Annotated in this window: 14 protein-coding genes; 2 read left to right on the top strand and 12 right to left on the bottom strand. The window is 62.0% G+C overall.

Going from position 1 to position 20383, the window contains the following annotated elements; genetic code table 11:
* From ACWGTO_RS25215 to ACWGTO_RS25165, 11 genes are all read right to left on the bottom strand, one after another.
* Positions 1-270 carry an EscS/YscS/HrcS family type III secretion system export apparatus protein gene (locus ACWGTO_RS25215; protein ID WP_023758730.1) on the bottom strand — a complete coding sequence of 90 codons (270 nt, stop codon included), beginning with the start codon at positions 268-270 and terminating at the stop codon, positions 1-3.
* Positions 271-285: 15 nt separating this feature from the next.
* Entirely contained in the window at positions 286-939 is a 654-nt protein-coding gene (gene sctR, locus ACWGTO_RS25210; RefSeq protein ID WP_454577514.1) for a type III secretion system export apparatus subunit SctR, read from the bottom strand.
* Positions 932-1990, bottom strand: a complete 1059-nt coding sequence (gene sctQ, locus ACWGTO_RS25205; protein WP_454577513.1) for a type III secretion system cytoplasmic ring protein SctQ — start codon at positions 1988-1990, stop codon at positions 932-934. Before sctQ ends, sctR begins: the two co-directional genes overlap by 8 nt.
* 77 nt (positions 1991-2067) lie before the next feature.
* A complete protein-coding gene (locus tag ACWGTO_RS25200; protein WP_454577512.1) occupies positions 2068-2556 on the bottom strand; it encodes a hypothetical protein in 489 nt (162 codons plus the stop codon).
* On the bottom strand, positions 2543-3901 hold the full coding sequence (locus ACWGTO_RS25195; RefSeq protein ID WP_454577511.1) for a FliI/YscN family ATPase: 1359 nt from the start codon (positions 3899-3901) through the stop codon (positions 2543-2545). The genes ACWGTO_RS25200 and ACWGTO_RS25195 overlap by 14 nt, the downstream gene beginning before the upstream one ends.
* The gene (gene sctL, locus ACWGTO_RS25190; protein ID WP_454577510.1) at positions 3898-4515 is read right to left on the bottom strand and encodes a type III secretion system stator protein SctL; all 618 of its coding nucleotides are present in this window, start codon (positions 4513-4515) and stop codon (positions 3898-3900) included. Before sctL ends, ACWGTO_RS25195 begins: the two co-directional genes overlap by 4 nt.
* Before the next feature lie 5 nt (positions 4516-4520).
* On the bottom strand, positions 4521-5141 hold the full coding sequence (locus tag ACWGTO_RS25185; protein ID WP_454577509.1) for a SctK family type III secretion system sorting platform protein: 621 nt from the start codon (positions 5139-5141) through the stop codon (positions 4521-4523).
* Positions 5138-5908, bottom strand: a complete 771-nt coding sequence (gene sctJ, locus ACWGTO_RS25180) for a type III secretion system inner membrane ring lipoprotein SctJ (RefSeq protein WP_454577508.1) — start codon at positions 5906-5908, stop codon at positions 5138-5140. The genes ACWGTO_RS25185 and sctJ overlap by 4 nt, the downstream gene beginning before the upstream one ends.
* Positions 5909-5975: 67 nt before the next feature.
* The gene (locus tag ACWGTO_RS25175; RefSeq protein ID WP_454577507.1) at positions 5976-6608 is read right to left on the bottom strand and encodes a hypothetical protein; all 633 of its coding nucleotides are present in this window, start codon (positions 6606-6608) and stop codon (positions 5976-5978) included.
* A gap of 19 nt (positions 6609-6627) precedes the next feature.
* Entirely contained in the window at positions 6628-7242 is a 615-nt protein-coding gene (locus tag ACWGTO_RS25170; protein WP_454577506.1) for a type III secretion protein, read from the bottom strand.
* Between the two features lie 214 nt (positions 7243-7456).
* Positions 7457-7645 carry a hypothetical protein gene (locus tag ACWGTO_RS25165; protein ID WP_454577505.1) on the bottom strand — a complete coding sequence of 63 codons (189 nt, stop codon included), beginning with the start codon at positions 7643-7645 and terminating at the stop codon, positions 7457-7459.
* 248 nt (positions 7646-7893) lie between these two features.
* Between ACWGTO_RS25165 and ACWGTO_RS25160 the strand changes: the two genes are divergently transcribed.
* Both ACWGTO_RS25160 and ACWGTO_RS25155 read left to right on the top strand, forming a co-directional pair.
* Positions 7894-8232, top strand: a complete 339-nt coding sequence (locus tag ACWGTO_RS25160; protein ID WP_454577504.1) for a L,D-transpeptidase — start codon at positions 7894-7896, stop codon at positions 8230-8232.
* Positions 8233-8235: 3 nt separating this feature from the next.
* On the top strand, positions 8236-9168 hold the full coding sequence (locus tag ACWGTO_RS25155; protein ID WP_454577503.1) for a LysR family transcriptional regulator: 933 nt from the start codon (positions 8236-8238) through the stop codon (positions 9166-9168).
* 107 nt (positions 9169-9275) lie between these two features.
* Here ACWGTO_RS25155 and ACWGTO_RS25150 read toward each other — a convergent pair whose 3' ends face one another.
* Complete coding sequence (locus tag ACWGTO_RS25150; RefSeq protein WP_454577502.1) at positions 9276-20321, bottom strand: LysM peptidoglycan-binding domain-containing protein; 11046 nt, start codon at positions 20319-20321, stop codon at positions 9276-9278.
* Positions 20322-20383: the final 62 nt, after the last annotated feature.

The raw sequence follows: 20383 nt of genomic DNA, 5'->3' as shown, positions 1-20383 counted from the left end.
TCAGCGCGTGACGACGGGGAATTCGTCGAGCGCTGTCGAGGCCTGCTCCGCGATCTGCTGGCCGAGCAACGGGCCGAAGACGATGATGACCAACAGGATCACGACGAGCTTGATCGTCTGCGGCAGCGACTGGTCCTGAATCTGCGTCAGCGCCTGGGCGAGACCGACTAGGATGCCGACAGCCAGCGCCGCGATGATCGCCGGACTGGACGCGAGCAACACCGTCAGAAGCGCGCTTTGGACCTTCGCCAGGATGAAGTCGTTGCTCATGCAAACCCCGCGGTGTCAGCCGTAACTCAAGATGAGGCCGTGCATCAGCCGCGACCAGCCATCAATGGCGACGAAAAGGAACAGTTTCAGCGGAATCGAAATGAGAACCGGCGAGACCATGATCATGCCGAGCGTCATCAGAACGTTCGCAACAACGATGTCGATGATGAGGAAAGGAAGATAAAGCAGGAAGCCAATCTCGAAGGCGCGGGTAAGCTCCGATGCGACAAAGGCGGGAACAAGGATCGAGAGATCGTCGTCCTTGAGATTCTGCCGCGCCTGTTCCGGCCACAGGCGACTGGTGCCGTCGAGAAAGAACCGCCGTTCTTCCGGCTGGGTAAATTTCATGAGATGTCGCTGCAATGGTTCCCTGACCAGTTGCGCGGCCCTGGCAAGGTCGTCCGTGGTCTGGAACTGAACCTGCCCCTCCTGAAGCCGGCCCGACATTTCGCTCAGCAACGGCGTGGTGACATAGACCGTAAGCACAAGCGCTATTCCGTAGAGCACCAGATTGGGCGGCATCTGCTGGACGCCGAGCGCGTTGCGGACGAGAAACAGCACGACCGAAATTTTCAAGAAACCCGTCATCGTGACGACGGCCAGCGGCAGCAAGCCGACGAAGCCGACAGCGATCAGAATCCCAAGGAGGTTTGGCGAATTCTCAAGCATTGTCGAACATACGGACGATCCGCACGCCCAGGTTTTCCCCGATCCGCACGATCTCGCCACGACCGACACGCTTGCCGTTGGCGATGATGTCGACGCTCTCGTCCGTCACATCGGCGAGCGGAACGATGGCGCCGGGCGCAAGCTGCCTGACTTCCCCGAGAGCCATTGCCGTGCGGCCGATCTCGAAGGCAAGCGCGACCGGCAACTCGTCCAAGGTCGACTCTTCCAATGTCTGCCCGGATGGCGGCGGCGTGTTCTGATTCATGGTCCACTCCCAATTCGATCCAGCGATTGCAGTCGGCGCGGCAAGCAATTGCGGCCCACCGGCAGTCAAGGTTACCGGCGCATAAAGGCGCTCGGCAATGACGAGTGCCGCCATGCGTTCTTCCTCGACATCCCTGAAAAGCACCACATCGCCGGGCTGCAGGCTTTGAAGCTCGCCAAGGGTGATCGTCAGCGCGCCACGCCGAAGGCAGACCGACAGCGGGAATTCGGCCGAGGTCGGGGGCGTCTCTTTGCCGATCTCGTCGAGAAGGCGGCCGATCCGCGCCGCCAGGCGGGCGTCAGTCGTGTTCAACACGCAGTCTATCGTTTCGCCGTTGCCGACCATGACAAAAGCGAACGGGGTTTGCTCCGAGACCGTATCTCTTCGTTCAACCGACGTGAGCGCGATCCTCTCACCCAGCTTGCCCTCGATCCTTTCGAGGTCCTCTTCGAATACGGATTCCAGCAGCAGTGCAGCGTGAGTAGGCGCCAGTCGTTTCATGTCGACCACGTCGTCCGCCTTGGCGAAGGCCCGTTCGACGACAGAAAGCGGCAGGCGCAATTTGGCGACCTTGTCTGCGACGGTGAACGCAATCGTGCACAGCCGCTGGTCCGCGGGGTTCGCCGCCGGCCAGACGGCAGCGATCGCCATTGCCTTCCCGGCGATGGTGATCTGCGCGGGAGCGCGGCGGCGGTAGAAGGCGTTCAATGCCCCCACTTCCACGGCCGCAACAGATTCCAGCGTTAGCCGTTCGCCGACACGCGGCAGTCTGGCCGTTTGTTTCACCGATTTTCCGCGCGCTTTCGTTTTTGCCGACGCCAGGGCCTGAGGCATTACACTTCCATATCCACGATCACGGATGGCTATTGTTCTGTAGGCAAGCGCAGCGGAGCGCGTTCCTCTTCCTCGACAAGCTCGGAAAGAGCCAGGCGACGGCGCGCGCTGCGTTTGATCAGATGCTCCAACAGTCCATCCAGCTTCGTCACGGCCTTCATGCTCGCACGATGATCATTGCGGGCTGCCGACAACTCCTGTTCCCGTCGCTCCTGGGCGGCACCGGCAATCTTCTCGTTTTCGCGCAACTGTTCGGTGTTTCTGGCGGCGACTTCAAAACGCCCCTGAAGCCGATGGAGGCTGGCAGCCTTTACCGGCTGCCCAACCAGCGAACCGAACGCTGCCTCTTCTGCGTCAACCGTGCGCTGGAGGTGTTCAGTGACCGCTGCGGCTGCCGCCTGAACTTCCTTCGCGGCCCGGTGCGCGGCCGCGTGCCTTCTGATAACGCCTTCCTTCGCGCGTTCTTCCCGGCGGCGTCTGAGGTCGCGCAATCGAGCGATCATGTCACGATCTTTCATTGACGATTTCCCGCATGAGTTGGCGCGTCTTCTCGATGCTCTCGTGTGTGGCGGACGCCTGACGCAGAAAGGCATTGATGCCATCGATCTTCGCCACCGCCTCGTCCGCCATGGCATCGCTGCCCTTTTCGTATTCACCGACCCGCAGCAGAAGTTCGATATCGGCGTAGCGGGCAAGCAACTCACGCAGGTGGCTGGCGTCAGACCGATGTGCCGGCGGCACAACCGCATCCATGAGGCGGCTTCGGCTGCGCAGGATGTCGATGGCCGGGAAATGATTCCGCTGCGCGAGTTCGTTCGACAGGAAGACATGGCCATCGAGGAGCGCCTGAATTTCCTCGGCGACAGGATCCAGCGTGCCGTCGCCTTCCAGAAGAACGCTGTAGAGGCTGGTGATGGAACCGACGCGGCCGGGGCCTGATCGCTCGAGCAGGCGCGGCAAGACCGCGAACAGCGAAGATGGAAAGCCGCGACGCGTCGGTGGCTCGCCCGAGGCCAGGCCAATCTCGCGCTGCGCACGGGCAAACCGCGTTATGTTGTCCATCGCAAGCAGCACGTGCTTGCCCTGGTCACGAAAATATTCGGCAATGCTGGTCGCCACATAGGCGGCCTTGACGCGCTCGATGGCAGGCCGGTCGGAGGTCGCGACAACGACGATTGCGCGCTGCCGCCCTTGCGGCCCAAGCTGATGTTCGAGGAACTCGCGCACTTCACGTCCGCGTTCTCCGACAAGGGCGACGACGGCAACGTCGGCATCGGTACCGCTGACGATGTCGGAAAGCAGGATCGACTTGCCGACGCCCGGTTCGCCGAAGATGCCGACGCGCTGCCCACGCGCGCAAGTGAGCAGCCCGTCGAGGGCGCGGATTCCGAGCTGGATCGACTCGGAAATCAAACTGCGTTCCAGCGGAGACGGCGGATAGGCGTTGACCGGATAGCTGCCGGTAATGCCATCCGGCGAAAGCGGCTTGCCATCCAAGGGTTCGCCGAGCGCGCTGATCACCCGACCAAGAAGCCCGGGGCCGACGGCCACACGCTGGTCCTTTCCGGTCGCAACGACCTCCGTCAGGCTTGAAAGACCGTTCAGATCGCCAAGCGGAACAAGGATCGCCATCTCGTCCATCAGGCCGACGACTTCCGCCTTGGTCATCTTGCCGGTCCTGGGGTCGACCAGTTCGCATATCTCGCCGATCCGGGCCTCCTCCACGGTCGCATGGATGACCGTGCCGATGACCCGCCGCACACGCCCCTTCCTGGGCCGGCTGGCGTCGTCGCGGAGGGCGGAACGCAGGTTGGGAATGACGGAAGCCAGACGGCGTTCGATATCAACAGCGGGCTCTGTCATGGAACCTGCGCCTTTGTCGCAATCGCGGCAGCGATAGCCTGGAGCTGCGCGTCGATGCTCGCATCGACGACGGCAAAGTCAGTCGAAACGATGCAGGCACCGGTTGCCAATGCGTCATCAGCGTCGATCTCGACCGTCATGCCGAGATCACCCTCGCGCAGAACCGCGTCCAGCGTATCGCGAACCCTATCGACGGAAGCGGGATGAACTCGGACTTTCAGATATTTGGCGCGGCGAATTTCAGTCACAGCCTGCCTTGCGGCCTTGGCGACAAGCGTGCTGACATCGAATTCTCCAAGGATTCGCCTGACGACATCGAGGGCCAGGCTGATGACTTCGGCTTCCAACCCGCCAAAATAGCGATCCACCTTGACCGCCGTCTCGCTCATCAACCGCATGGCGTCCGCATCGCCTTGCGCCTTGCCGTCTTCATAGCCCTGCGCATATTCAGCCGCATAGGCTCGCCGAGCGGCATCACGCAACTGCTGCGCATCGCGCCTTGCTTCATCGAGAAAGGCATGCCCGTCTTGCAGCGCGCGCACCTCGGCAGCGCGCAGAATCCGGGCGTAAGGTCGCCTCGGCACGGCATCGGTCGCTTTGCCAGGTTCGGCCATCCCGTCTAGCTCATCGCTCGTCGAACAATCGCGGGACCAGTCTCGGCAAAGGGTTCGGCTGCCGTCTGATCGACAAGCTCGTGCGGCACCAGCTTGAGGCGTACCCGCATGCTCGTCCCGCCAGGCATCGCCTGACACCAGGCGCCAAGGCAACTCAGTCCGTCGGCATAGACACGGGCGTAGATGTCCTCCAGGGGCTCCAAGCGCTGCATCGGACCGGCCAGATCGCGGTTGGCCACCGCGAAAGCGCAGAGATCCGCGCCAAGCGCAGCCTGCCACGCGGCCGCTTCGCGTCCAACAATGACAGCGGCCAGACTGCCGGCCCAGTAGATCGCGCCGGCGCGAAGCGCAAGTTCCTCCAACTCCTCGCCAGAGGACAAGGCGATCGCTCGATCGACCTCGTCGCCCGGCTCTTCGACTGCTGAAGAGAGCCCGTAACGCTCGATCAGAAGCTCAGACAATCGTTCATTCAGACGTCGCGACTGCAGCATGCGCCCGCAGGCAGCCTCGCCGATCGTGCCGTCAAAGCATTCCGCGAGCCTGGCCGCATCCACATTGGATGCAAGGTTGGACACGAATGCCTGCCATTCCAGGCTGGCTGGTTGCTTCGAGCCGGTCTGGGTCATGTCTTCTTCACAGGCATTGCCGAAGCCTCGAGCGCATAGACACCGGATTGTCGGTACCACTGCATGTAGGCCAGGCGGGCAGCCAGCGCGAGTATGGTTCCCGCCATGCCGTAGAACAGCCACATCGCGGCGACGATGCTGTCCGGATGCAACCAGAGGCCGAGGAACGTCGTGAGTTCCGCTTCGCCGGTTCCCTGCTCTGGGGTCGCCGCCGTTACCGGAATGAGGGTGACGGACACATTGTCATAGGTCAGTCCGGCTATGCCCTTGGCCACCAGCATCTTGACCTGCGGGATCAGCTCATTCATCGGAACCGATGCGCGATGCCGAATGAAGACGGAGGCGGATGACGGCACCAGTTGCTGTCTCAGCGGATCGTTTTCGGGCAAGACGAGATGAACACGCGCGGAAAGCACGCCGTCTATATCCGAGATCGTCTGCGACAGTTCCTGGCTCAGGCCATAGATCATCGCCGCCCGCTCTTCCACCGGCGAGGACACGAGCCCACCTCTCTTGAACACGTCGCCCAGCGTCTGGAATTCCTGTTTGGGCAATCCGCTTTCATCCAGAATCGCCATTGCTTCGGCGAACCGGTTTTTCTGCACGGAAACCGTCAGTTTCCCATCTTTGGCGGTCTCGCGTTGGGCCGGAATCCCATGGCGCATCAACGTGGCCACGATCTCGTTGGCTTGCCGCTGGTTGAGGTTGGAATAGAGCTCCTCCGAACACGCCTGCAACGCAAGCATGCCGATGACAATCAACGCCACGCGGCATCGATTAAATAGCGTTGACCGCCGCGGCAGGGATGGCGTGGGCACGAACACTCCGTAGCGCTTACTGTTGTTTGATCAGCGTGCTGGTGGACGACGTGACGGCGGTCACGCTGCTCGTTACCACCTCCAGATTGGCGGCTGCCCACATCACCGAAATGGATCGTTCGAGGAGTTGCGCGGCATTTTTTTCCGGGGAATTTTCGCCTTCCTTGCCTGACGGGGCCGCCTTGCCGGCGGCGTCCTGCACCGTGGCCGCATCAGCGTTCACAGGGGCGTTCGCTCGACCAAGGGCCTTCTGGACCTGTTGCATGGTTCCTTCCAACGACTGAACGGCGGAGCCGAACAGTGCCGACGGATCCGTGAGCGCCCCGCCCCCTGCCTTCTCGGCCTCGGCCAGATAGTCGAAGAGCTGGCGTTCGACGATCGGCTCTGTCCTTTCCGGTTTTGAGGATTGTCCAGCCATTGCCGGATTGGCTCCGGACGATGCCTGTGCCACCTGCTGACCTGCCCGTGTGGCGACATCACCGCGCTCAGGCGTGTTGACCTTCGCGGCGTCGCGCTTTTCCTGCTTGGCTCCGACCATCCGGTTGCCAGGCTGCGCCGCCGCGCCGGCGGTGATCTGCTGTTGCGAGCTTATGCTGGTGGTCAAGGTTGCAAGCGTAGCTTCCAGAGCTCCAATCGGCGCGATTTGCATGGACCTGCCCTCCTGTTTCCTAGTTCTTCGTGGCGGAGGGGACATCATACGCCTCCACCTGCCTTCCGCGGAAAACGCGGACCGAAACAACCTTGCCCGGCTCCGGCTTCGTGCCCGTTGCCGCGGGAACTCCGAGCGTTTTCCTGACCAGTTCGATGTAGGAGGGTGGCCCCGATACCGAGACGACATCGTCTTGCTTGGAAACCTTTACCGGAAACCTCGGATCGATGACGCCCAGCCGCGAAAGCCGATCTTCCGCACCGGCAGCCGTGTTTGCATCAAGCGGGATCATTTCCGTCTGGATTTCGGCTTCGGTTGCGACGTTCATGACAATGCCGTCGAAATGCCAGACCAGCCCGTATCGATTGCAAATCTCTTCCAGAAACTCGCGGGCCGTTCCCATCGGCATGCCGGCGCTGAGGCGTCCCTTTACAAGCTTGCTGACACGCATGGGCACCCGCATGTTGCGGCCAAGCTCGACCAGCGCGTCTGTCACCGACTGGTCGACCGTGATGTATTTGTAAGGACCGGGGGGCCAGCGCGGTTCGGCAGCGTGTGCCTGCTGCGAGCCAAGGCCGAGCGCCAAGACCATGGCAAGGCCGCAGGCGGCAAAAGCAGCCCTGGCTCCCGACAACCGATCCGCATGGCAAATACCGCGTCCCGTCAACTTTGGTCCTATTGCAAGCGACCCACGAGTGGTGACCCGCGTCGCTCGCTTCATGGTTGCCCGCCGGTTTCACTCTATCGCTCACACTGGAGAAATGGAAGTCCAATTGGACTACGTATTAACTTCCCGTGCCAAATGTTGCGAACCACCCCTAACGCGATATGGTGCGCGCTGGAATCAATCACCGGTTCGTGATCGCCGGTTCGATGCTTCGCAGAAGGGGATCGGTCTCGGTGGCGCCAAACAAGATCTCGCTCGCGAAGCTCGATGCTCGCGCAAGCGTTTTTGGAAGCAGGATTCCAATCAGCCCGCATCTCATCCGGAGATTGGGTGCATCGCTTCTGCTCGCCGCCACGTTGATTGCCGCCATGGCGCCATCGCAGGCCCAATCGAACAGCGGTTATGACCCCAGAAGTTGGGCTTACGATCAGGCAAGAAATGTGTTGGTCTCCCCTTCCGGTCGCGACCGGACTTCGGGTGAAGAAATTCAGCCCGGGTGGTCGGCAATCCCCCGGGAGATCGTGACTGTCACCAAAGCTCAACCGAAGGGATCGATCGTGATCAACACCACCGAGCGGCACCTGTACTACATCCTGGGAGACGGCAAGGCGCTGCGATATGCGGTGGGCGTCGGCAAGGAAGGGCTGGAGGGGTCCGGCCGTGACAACGATTTCGAGCAAGAAAGACTGGCCAGATTGGCGGCCGCCCGCCGAAATGCGATCCAGGGAAGCATCAAAGGGCCGCCTGCCGCCCGCGCGCGTCGCGGGAGGGCCGAACAACCCATTGGGCGCCCGCGCGTTGTATATCGGAAACACGCTTTATCGCGTCCATGGCGCCAATCAGCCATGGACCGTCGGACAGGCCAATTCGTCCGGCTGCATCCGCATGACCAATAAGGACGTTATCGACCTATATGACGGAGCAAAGATCGGTGCTCAGATTATTGTCCGGCATTGAATCGTGATCCCTTTCAACATCAAGCAGCTCGAAACCTTTCTCCTGGTGGCGACTTTCGGGAGCTTTCGAAAGGCGGCGGAACGCCTGAACACGACGCAGCCGGCGGTCTCCACGCGAATTGCCGGCCTGGAAGAAGCGCTGGGTGCCAGGCTGTTCGAGCGGCAGAGCGGCACCGTCAGGCTGACCGCCGAGGGACAACGGCTGCTGCCACCTGCTCAACGGGTCCTGCGCGTCGCGGAACGGCTGCAGCTGGCGGCCAACTCTCTTTCGGAGACGGCGGGGGTGCTTCGGCTCGGGGTTGCCGAATCCATCGTGCACACCTGGCTTCCGGATTTTCTCAGGGAACTGCAAGCGAACTATCCGCTTGTCGATACCGATATTGTCGTCGATGCGACGACCACCCTGCGCAATGAACTCATGTCCCATCGGCTCGATCTTGCAGTGCTCATGGGTCCTATACTGGAATACAGCATCGAGAATATCGAGCTGCCATCCTTTCCCCTGGTCTGGGTCTGCTCGCCGCAATTGAAATTGCCCAACCGACGCAAGCTGACGCTGAAGGACCTGATGCAGTTTCCAATCATCAGCTACGCGCGCAGCACGAGACCCTACAGCGAGCTTTACCGCAAGCTCACTGGCGAGTTGGAAGAGACGCCGCGCATCTTTCCGGCTAATTCCCTTGCCGCCTCCATCAAGATGACGCTCAACGGTATCGGCATAGCCACTCTGCCCGAGGAAGTCGTCCAAGAGTATACCGCAAGCGGCAAACTACGCATCGTCGACTGCGAATGGCACCCATCCGACCTGCGGTTTACCGCCTCCTACTCTTCTGAACCATCCAATCCGATAGCGGAGCGGGCGGCGAGGCTGGCCGCCTGTGTTGCAAACGCCTATGCCGCGAGAACCGGCCAAGGCCAGCAAGCCGCCGGACGCTAGACGCTAGACGCTAGACGCTCCGCGCCTAGCGTCAAAACAAGGTAGAGCAGTTCTGCGTTTTCATCAGACGCTGAACCGCTGCGCTCCAGGATTCGGTCGTTCCTTTCTCAGCCGATCGACGTCGCAGGCAGGTAGATGCGGTCGCCCGAGAAGATCATATCCGGGCTCAGGATATGATCCATGTTGAGCACCACGGTCTGCGCCACATCCGCTGAATGGCTTTTGGCGATCAGGCGAATAGAGTCACCGTTCCTGACCTCGACCCATTGATAGCCGTCCTTCTCCAGCGTTGGATTCGTGCGGCCCTCGGAATTGCTGCTGCCCTCGGGATGGACCTCGACATAGTCGCCGGAAACCCAGCCGCTATGCATTTCGCCGTCCGGTCCGAAACCCTCGACGGGTATCCAGGCTTCTCCCGACGGATCGGTCGACGGCTTCGCGGTCTGTTCGACGAACGTGCCGGGTTGCAGGACCGTCGCCACCGTCGAAGTCCCGTCAGGCTGGGTCCGCAAATTCAGGCCGTCATCCCCCTCCACGACGAGCTGCGGGAAGTCCTGCGGCGGGGTTTGCGTCTCACCTGGAACATCCGAGGGATCCTCGGGTTGCTTGGACGACGCATCGCCGTCGGGTTTTTTCGGATCGGGTGGAGAGGCCGGCGCGCCCTCCCAAGGCTTCGTCAGCAGAGAGTCCAGCGAGAAGAGAAGCATGCCGACGCCGAAGGTTATGCCCAGGGTCCACCGATCCCACGCGCCCCATCTTTTGTCGGACTTTTCCGCCGCCGCCATATCGGCATCGGTTCGCGGCACCGAACGGCGATTCATCCGGTCCGTCCTTATCGCCGACGCCCAGAATTCGGCGCAGCCGAACGTGAACAAGGTGCCCGCGACTGTGGCGATCGGCGCCGGCCAGGAGTGCAGCGTATAGACGGCGCAGCCAAGCACATAACCGGGTCCAGCCAGATGTTCGGCCACATTTCGGATCACCGGTCTGCCCGTGAACGACTGCAGCATCGACTTCGTACCATAGACGACGTTGCCGAGCGAAAACGTGCTGTTGACGACAAGGTCCTTGCCCTGGATCATCCCGGTCGCGGCACCTGGCGCCGCTGCAATGAATGTGGCCCCGCCGAGCGCGTTGAGGAATCGCCCGAACGGCTTGTGATTTGCGGTTGCGTTGGGGAAGATCGCCTGCGAGCCGAAAACGAAGCCTCGCACGCCAAATGCCACCGCTGCGGCAGTCGCGCTCCAGGTTGGCGGCAACGAACTCCACAACGCGTAGGAGGTGGTCGACATGCCGCCAAAGGTGGCGAGCGCCTGAGCGTTTTCGCGCATCCTCGCATGGCTGAGCGCCAGGTCGACGCTGGCAGCCTGATCCGGCGTCATCGCCTTGTTGTGGGTTGCCCGGAAGGTCGTCACCTGCAGCACGGAAAGCGCGTTCGTCTGCTCCGTCGACATCCAGGCAAACTGCGTTGGCGTGAACTTGCGCAATTGGCCGGGGCCGAGCTCGCCAAGCTGCTTCGGCGTGAGAGCCGCTATTTGCTGCTTCGTTAGTGCCTCGACCTGATGAATTGTCAGGGCGCCAAGCTGCTCACGCGTAAGCGCCGAAATATGGTCAGGCGACAGCTGTGCCGTCGTCATGGGATTGCGTGCCGCGACGAGATCGGGATTCAACGCTGCGAACTGCGTGGCATCGAGATGGCCGAATTGGGCAGGTCTCATGGCGGCGAACTGTTCCGACGTGAAGGCATTGCGCTGCTCGTCGCTGAGCCCGGCTATCTGGTCGGGCGTCAGCTTGCGCACTTGCTCGATGGTCAAGGCAGCAAGTTGCTCAGGTGAGAGGGCAGCGACCTGATCTGGCCGCAAGGCGGTGATGCGGCCAGGGGCAATTGCCTGCAATCTGCTTGGCCTGATCGCCTGCAGCTGTTCGGCGCTCTCCGCCTGCAACTGCCTCGGCCGCAGCGCCGCAACCTGATCGAACGTCAGCTGCCCGAATTGCTCGGGGCCCAGTGCAGCCAGCTGTTCGGGCGTCAGCTTGGCGATGTGCTCCGGCTTGATTGCATGCAGTTGCGCGTCGGTCAGCCCGGAAATCTGATCGGCCGAAAGCGACCTGACCTCTGGCCCGGTCGGCGCGCGCACAGGTTCGGCAAATCCCGGCTCTGCGGCGGAACTTACCGGAAGCTCGAGGCCGACGAACTTTCCGCTGGCAGGGTTGAAGATCGCCCTGCCGCGGTCAGGCGTTGGGGGCCATGCGGCACCTGCGGACGATGCTTCGGCGGAAGCGTTCAACACCTGCGGCGCTTCGCTGGCCAGAGGCGCCACCTCATTGACGACGGCTTCGGTCACCGGCGGCGCGCTGACATCCCAGAATTCGTCGGCTGGCCGCAGGATTATCTGCGGGCGTTCGGGCGTCGACGCGCCCGGAGCAACGGCATCCTCGTTGCGGGTGAACCCGCCGACGAAGTTGCCGTCAGGATCCATCATCCTCCAACCGTAGACCTCGCTCCACGGTATAGTGCCGTCGATCGCCGTCTCGTCGACGCGGGCCATCCTGTCGCCGACAGGCCGGCCCATCGCCTCGAACTCGGTCGGGACGTGGAGGCGCGGTCTGCTTGGATTCAGCGTATAAAGATAGGTGTAGCCTTGCTGGCGCGCCGCCCGCGACTCTTCCGCGACGAAGGTCTTGGCCCCGGAGACCGACTGGCTCGTACCAACGAACCGGCCATGGGTGTTGCCCATCACATAGTTGCTCAGCGCGATGCCTTGCGGATTGTCCACCCAGATTCCTGTCGGCGGCGGTGGCGAGAAGCCGCCGGCGTCCCTGATCTCGCTCGGCGAGCGCGTATCGGCGCGGAAAACATAGGGGCCGACATTGCCGCGCGACGGGCGGCCGGCATTGCTTGCTTCCTCGGCCGCATTGGCAGGTTGATCGCCCTCTTCCGGCAGGCTTCCCGGCACATGGTCGTCGGAGGCACCGCGTATCCAGGGCAGCACGACGGCTTCGCCCGTGTCGGGGTCGTAGACCAGTATGTGCGTCTTGTCCTGCACCTCCGGAGCATCGGCCGGGGCGCGGGGTCCGTCGGAAGGCGGCACATAAACCTGTTCCGGGCTCCTCGGCTCCGTGCCCAGCATTGCCGCGACGATCACCTCGCCATTCCTGTCCTGGAGATGGATGGTGCGGCCCGCGGCGACCTGGCTCGACACCAGTTGAGATTGCGGAGTTGCCGTAGCGGGCTTGCTGTGTCCGAAGATGTTGCCGACAATTCCCGCATCGTCGAGCGCCCGCTGCAATTCCGCGGAAGGCGGCGCATCGAGGAAGACCCAGCGCGGCTGATAGGCCGGGTTCTCGTTGCGCAGCGCCACATCCTTGTTGATCTGCTCCTGCAGTTTTGGCGTCAGCGGCACTTCGCGCATCTGGGCGACACCGTTGATGGTCGTCCAGCGATGGTAGGTCTTTACCTCGATGGCCTCGATCACGTCAGGGCTCTTGAAGACAGGCGAATCCACGTAGCGCCCGCCCTCGCCGAAGACCGGATGCGGGCCGCCCGGATTGGCCGCGACCGGGAAATGCGCCTCCCCAAGCGATCCGTTGAGTTCGCGTGTGTAAGTCTCGCCGGCCTTCCATTTTTCAGGCTGCCGCATGTTGCGCACCTGCTGCAGCGAATAGGTCGTCGTCGGCGCCGCCTCGATGGCCTTCCTGGCCGGCATTGCCTGCGGCGGCACCGCTTCTCCCTCCGGCCGTCCCTGGCTGCCCGGCACGTGGTCCTGCGAGCCGCCGCGCACCCATGGCAGGACATATGCTTCGCCCGTCTCCGGGTCCCGATAAAGAATATGCGACTTGTCCATCAGCTCCGGTTCGTCGCCGCGCGCCTTTGGTCCGTCGGCCGGCGGCACATAAACCTGCTCCGGACTGTTCGGCCCGTTGCCCAGCATTGTGGCGGTGATCACATTGCCGCTCTCGTCCTCAAGCTGCAGGGTTCGTGGCGGGCGTTTACCGGCCGACGCAGCGTTGGCGGCGCCAGCGGCCGCGTCTTGCCCAGGCGCAGTGTTGCCTGCCGGCGGTGCTGGCCGTCGAAACCAAAGAGGCCTGTCTGAGGGCGAAGGAGCAACTCCTTGCTCTTGATACCAGCGCGCAAGTGCCTGCTGCTGGTCGGATGGTGCCAGATAGACAAATTCCGGCGGAGGCATCTCGGAAGGTTTTGCCTGTGTCTCGAGGAAGTCTCGGACGGCGCTCATCGCGCCAGGTGGAATGAAAGCTTCATCCTCAAGTGACAGCAACGTGGATTGGCGGAACGCCTCAATATCGGCCTTCTGACTGGGTGTCGCGGTAGTCTCGATTTCATCCAGCCATTTTGCGAACGACGCCTGGCCGCCTCTCGGAAATGCGAGCCCTCCCCCCCTGTCAGCACGTTGGTCGAGTTCATGCAGCCAGCGTGGAACCGCTATTTCCACAGGCAGTTTGTCGTCGAAGGCAAATTCACGTCGAACGAAGTCGGCCTTCGCGACGATCGGGGCGACCTCAGGCAAATTCGTTCGGTAAAAGAACCTGATTTCGCCCGTGAACGCCAATGGCAATTGGAGGAACGGGACCGAGGGCACGCGCAACTTGAGGGCCGGGCTCCGCACCGCGAGCGTGACGTCAACTGTCGCCGCGACAGCCTGACGCTTGCCGAAAAGGTTGACATAGATCGGACCACCCGAGCGAACATAATGATTGTAGGGCGCTGGCAGTTTACGCAGCAGAATGCGATCGGGACTTGGCAGGAATTTGTGGAATGCCTCGTTGACGATGACCTCGAGCCGGCTTGCACCGGCATCCCACACGCGTCGACTCCTTCCCGTGAGATCGACAATTGTCTCTCCCAGTGCCAATCCGGGAACCGCAGATTGCCGCATCCCGCTTTGTGAGCCAGGAATGAACAATATCGATTTCTGGGCATCGATTTCTCCCGACGCCACCAGTTCTCGGATCGTGCTCATGTCGGGATTGTCGGCAAGAGCCTCCGCCGTATGTTTGTCGTTCACGACGAACTGGGCCCTCAGTCGGAGGCGGTCAAGTACTCCCTTGTTTGCGTCGACGAATTCCGAGTTGACGATCGTTCCCTTGGGCAATGTTGCGTTCATCGCCACTTCGTAGCGCTTCTCGACGCTTAGCAAACTCGTCAGATAATACTTGTCTTCCAGGTAAACCTTCCGATAGGGAACGTCGCCGTCGAACTCTAAGAATTCTGTCTTGCCGTCCGCTGTTTGACGCAAGAAGTCGCTTTCCCCGTCGTTCAAAATTGCCGACTTTGAGCGAAGGGCCAGGCTGAATGTGAGCTCCACGGCCCAACCCTTGTTCCCCGCCGGACCGGCAAGACGGGCAGAACGCGGCATGACCGTGAAGACAGAGTCCGAGGCTTCGCCGAACAGCCTTTGATGTGCTGCGTCGAGAAGGTCCTGCCCTTTGAATTGAAAGGCCGTCTGGCGCTGAACTTTGAGGCCGAGTTGTGCGAGCGTGATATTGCGATGCTCGTTGGGGCGAATGGAGATTCCCAGTTCTTTGCCGAAAGTGTAGCGCGCCGGTTCGAGCGACCGATATTTGACGCTGTCCGCAAATGATTGCCCAAGGGCACGATAATTGGTGCGTGTCCCGAAGCCCACCATGTATGACCGCCAGGTCGGCGATCCCAGCTGGAATGCCTCAGGCATACCCGGGATCGAATGGAGAGCAAGATTTATAGGATCGGAATTGACCCGGACTCGTCCGAGCGCGGATATCCTGAAATCTCCCCAGCTCTTGTGTTTGGCCGGCTTGACGCCCGCCGGTGGGTTGGCGCCAGGAGCCGCGCTTTCGTTCACCGTCCTCCGTAGCGTTTCTGGAATGCCATCGGGACCGTAGCGATCGGCCAACTCATGGCTGGAATAGTAGCTTTTCTCCTGCTCGTAACGGGTCACGAGCTGTTCGGTGGTCAAGCCGTCGAGATAGGCCGAGGGTGTCTTCGGATCCTTGCCACTGGTGTACACATACCCGCTCGTGTCGCGTTCGGGCGCGCCGGTGAAGCTGCGCGTCTCCGGGTCCCATACGAGATGCACGGGACCGTCCGTCCCGATCGGCGTTTTCGACACGATGATGGGATCGCCGCCAGCGGGATTTGGGCTTCGCTCGGCCGAGCCATCTGGATCGCGGCCCGGCAGCATCGTCGGGTCATCGCCTCCGGTGGCGTCCGGGGCTGGCTCATGCAAGACGATCGGCCGCGACGGCTGGCCGTCCCCTGAGGGATCATTCTTGTCGCCCGGGAGTGGCGGCAGGTTCTGACTCTCTGAGTCGCCGGCCGGCAGCGCGCGCTGACCGGTTGGATTGCCCGCGTCCGGCGCGTTGCGGAAACCTTCCCAGGCAGCGAAACCGGGCTCCTGCTGGCCGCTCGTTTCGCCGAGCACCTCGCCGTCGATGACGATCTCATTCGGATCCGGCATGACCTGCTCGCCGGTGGGCCTGTAGACACCGTCCGGGCCCATCTCATAGACTGCCCGCGGTCGCGGCCCCGAATCCGGTCCGCCCGGCGGTGGAGAGCCCGACGCGGGAGTCCCGTCGCCGCCCCGAGGGCTGGACGCTCCAGGCATATTGTAGAGCAGCGAACGGCCGCCCAGGCCGGTGCCGACCGCGCCGGTGCCGATGCCCATGATGGCGTTCGCAAGTTCGGCAAATGACATTTCGCCGCCATGCTTGGCCAGATCCTCCGCCGATCTGGCAAGCACCGGAACACCCGTGACAACGCCCCCGGCATCAAGGCCCCACGCAGCGGTAGTCAGCTTGCTGCCGCTTTGCAGATAGCTCGCTGCCTGTTCGGCATAAGAGGATTGCGTTACGTTTACGCGGAGTTTGCCAATGCCCCAACTGGCATCGCTCATGCGCGCCATTCCGAATCCGCCTGCGAAAGCCTCGGAGGTGGACAAGCCGGCCCTTGCCAGGCCGAACGTGCGCAGAGCACCGGCTCCTACGGGCAGGAACGCAGTCACGCCGGTCGCGATGTTCCAGGCCGACTGACTATCGAAGTCGCCGCCCTGAAGCAGGTGCTCACCTTCCTTGTACAGAGTCTTGCCGCCAAGAGCCGCGCCGGAGGTGATCGCGATAGGGATGGCCCATTGACCGCCTGGAACGAACGAGACGATAGTGGCGGTGCCGGCCACGATGCCAAGACCGATGTCGGTGGCCTTGTCCCAGAAATCCACCTTGCGTGCGTCGGCGACCTCCACTTCGTCGAGCGAGAACGCATCGGCGCCGAGTTTCATGTCGCCGCCCTTGGCCAGGATCAGCTTGCCGTTCTCGCTGAAGATGCGGTTCTCATGCTGGAATTCGTCGAAGCTGCCGTAGTATTTGCCGGAGCTGTCGACATAGCCGATTTCTTTTCCATCGTTCTTGATCGCGAATAGTGCGGTCGACGATTCCACCCCGCCATCAAGCGCGAAGATCGGCACGACCTTGACCTCTGCGTTTTCGCCGGCACGGTCGGTGATCTCATCTGTAACCTTTGTGACCCCGTCGCTCGATTCATCGAGACCGAGTGTGCGGGCAACCGTCCCGCTGAGTTCCCCAGGCTTGTATTGCTTGTATTCGCCGGTGACCCCGTTGTCGTACAACTGCTTGAGCTGGACCTGGTAGCCGGCGAGCGCCTGATCCCTGTGTTCCTCAAAGTACGTGTTTTTGAGCCGCGCCTCATGCTCCTCGTTGCCATATGTCAGAAGCTTGGAGTTGCTTGCATAGAAGCCGTACCAATCGCGCGCCGCCACCATCGCCGGGCGGACATCCTTTTCCCATGTCTCCAATTGGGTCTTTTCGGTTTCTGCCAGACCCCTGTCGATTTCCGCGGCCGCTACCTCGGGGTGCACCCATAGCCACTGGCCATTCATCTCGATCCGGACTGACTTGCCGCTGGCACCGATTGCGCCCGCTCCTTCCTTCTCGTAGGCATTGGCAACCTCGGGTGCGACCCAGAGATCGCGGCCGTTAACCGTGATCTTGACCGGCTTCTCACCTGGCTGAAGCGTGCCGGCAGGCGCGTCGACGGTTCCCCCGCCGTGCTCGGTGATCGCCTTGTCGCGAGCCGTCGTCGCGTCGACGAGCTTGGTTTTCGCGTCTTTCAGCTGTGCGTCAAAACGATCGACCTGCACGCCGACGATCTTGGACTTGGCGGCCGCCAGCGCCGATTGCGAACCTGTTCCATAGGGCGTGCAGACCTGCGCCGAAGTCGAGCTTTGCGTCGACGCCAGCAACTCCTGCCATTGCTTGTTGAGCGGATCGTTGCGGAAATCGTCCCTGATCTTCTTGTCGTTAAGATCGTATGTGAGCGCATATTTCAGGACCGGCGTGTCATTGCCGTGTTCATCGGTGAAAACATCATTCTCATAGGTGTTTACGAGATAGAGCTGTCCATTTTCCTCGATCACTTCCTGCGATTTCAGTTTGCCGGTGAAGTCGCCCGCGCCGTTCGTGTAGCCGTCCCAATCAAAATGGTGCGGATTTCTTTGCATCGCTCGCGCGACCAAGGCCTGCTTGATCGGCTCGACATCCACGGCAAGGTCGGCCGCATTTTTTTGCGCAACTCCAAATTCCTCATACGCCTCAGCCAGGGTCACCTGGCTGGCTGCCCCCTCCTGCAGCCCTTTAAGGCCCTCGAGCCGACCCTTGATTTCGGTATACTCGGGGCTTCCGGGTTTGGCCTCGGCAAGCTCCAGCTCTGTGGCACCGACCATCTGGTCGATCGTGGCCTTATTGCCTCGCGCGGTATGCAGCGCGGCGTTGATCAAGAGCTGCGTGACCCCGGCGTGCTCAGCTTTGCCCTGCAGGTTGATTTCTTCGCGGGTAGGCCCGCCGGGAGTCCCCACGGCCGGCTTGCTCGGATCGCTGAGCACCGGCAGCGTTGCCTGCTTATCAATAGCACCGAGAAGGCTCTTCTCGCCCGCTTCGTACTCAGCCCTGGCAGTGGTGGCACTTTGAAGCACGCTGTTGGCGGTGGTCAGCCGCTTTTGCGCATCGGCCAGCGTGCCTTTCGGCTCCGGGGCCTGCCATTGCAGTCCATAAGGCGCCAAGACCTCGTCGAGCGTCGTCTCGGCACTCTTCATGGCTCCCTTATATTCGGGATCCAGTGCATAGACGTCGAGTTGGGCCCCGCTCTGCTCAGGCTTTGCCTGTGCTTCGCCGAGACGCGCTATCACAGCGTTCTCGGCGGCGATCGCCTTGGCAACTTGCGGATCGAACCATTGCCAGCTCCCGTCGACCATCAGCGGCACCCATTTGCCGCCTGACGGAGCCGTAGCCGACGGCGGATCGCCGAACGGGAATGTGGCGCTGCCGTCGAGATTCGGCGTGGCAGGCTTGCCGCCACCATATTGCTTGATCGCATCCTTTACCGCTTGCTGCTTGTCTGCGACTTCTTGGGCAAGCTCGGGACTTGCCCCGCCGAGCACCCCTTCCAGAGTCGTCTTGAGAACCGTGTCGGTCTTGGCCTGTTCGGGATCTTTGCTCTGCGGGTTGATTGCCAGCAGCAGTTCGGCCAACGCCTGCTGCGCCGTGCCTGCCTTGATCTTCAGGTCACTGCCGGTGGTGGTGTTGTGCAGCGTCATGCTGCCATCGGGCCTGGTGGTCAGCGTATAGCCGTTGAAGGTCACCTCCACGGTCGTGCGCGTACCGTTGTCGATGGTGATTTTTTCGCCCGTATGGATGGTGTCCGGGTCGCGAGACGAGCTGAAAAGCTCCGGGTTCGTCCTTCTAAGATCCTTCAGTGTCACGCCATATTGCTGCGCAATCCGAGTCAGGTTGTCGCCGGGCTTGACCTCGTACTCGACGGGCTTGCCGCCATTGATCTTCTCGGTGGTGGTGGTCGTCACCCGGCCGTCCTTGTCGGTGACGATCTTGGTCTCGGTCCCTGTTTTCGGATCGACGATGGTGGTCGTGGCCTCGCCCGTTTTGGTGTTGCGTACACTGCTGCGGGTCCCGCCGTTGCCATCGACTGAGTGCGAGGTTTCCTTGCCGTCGGCCGTGGTGGTGACGGTGCGCTCGTCATGCTGATAGTCGTGAGAGTAGACGGTCTTGTCGCCGGTGTGCGGGTCGACGACTTCGACCGACTGCACGTCGCCATTGCCGCTTGCCGCTGCCTGCGTCTTGATCTGATAGCCCGCAGCCTGCAATTCGGCGATCACCTGCTGGCTTGTGAGGCCATGTTCCTGCGCGATCTGGTCGATGCTTTTCCCGTCGGCAAGATCTTTCTTGATGTTCTGCGTGCTTGTGCCGCCTGGATCCTGAGCGGGCGCCAGGATGGTCTTTTTGCCATCAGGACCGGTGACGGTGGTCACGGGAAGTGACGGTCCGCGGCCCGGCGTCACCGTTTCCACCGAAGTGTGATTGGGCAGCGACGTTCGCTCGGTGACGGTACCCGTGCCGAGGTCGTCTTCATACCGCGTCGTGATGGCGCCGGTGTCGGGATTGTAGCTGCTGGTCTCCTTGCGGCCGAGCCCGTCGCGAACCGGGGTGGTGGTCTCGGTGCCGTTGGGCTGCTGCACGCTCGTATAGTAGCTGTCGTGTTGATAGTCGTAATATTGCGTGACGGTGCGGCCATTGGCATCCGTGATTTTCGTCGTCAGCACGTCGCCATTGCCGCTCGGATCGGCGGTCGATACGGCCATGCCGCCAGACCTGAGCGCGGCAATGACCTGGTCGCGCGTCATGCTGCGGGAAGAGGCGATCTGGTCGATGCTCTTGCCGCCGGTGACGTCGTTGACGATGGTGCGGGCAGTCGTCGCTTCCGCGGCGTTGTCTTCGGGCTTGTCTCCCTCAAGTTTCACCGGCGTCAGCGTGGGTGCCGCGAGATCCGTCCGCACATAGACCGCCGGCGTTACCGTCGTGCCGTTGCCGGATGTGCCGGTGCTGGCGTTCACAGCCGGCGCTGCCGGAGCAGTGACCGGCGGCGGCTGAAGGGAACTCAGTTGCGTGTTGACCTGCGCCAGTTCCTGGCGGGCCTGCGCTGCCCAGTCACGCTCGCCCATCCTGTTGGCGAGCCTGATCTGCTCCCGGAGCTTCGCCGCCTGCGCCTCCAGCCGCGCTATCTGCTCGGCGTTTGCCGTGGCATTGACCTTTTGCGGCTGGACGGGCGGCTTGTTGAGCGTTATCGGGCGAACCATCTGGACGACCTCCGGAAATCACTGTTGCCGGCAGCTTGACCGCCGGCACGCCCACCCGATCG

The sequence above is a fragment of the Mesorhizobium sp. PL10 genome (assembly GCF_053714315.1).
The sequence above is the reverse complement of the archived record's forward strand: the minus strand, read 5'-3'. Positions and strand labels throughout refer to the sequence as shown.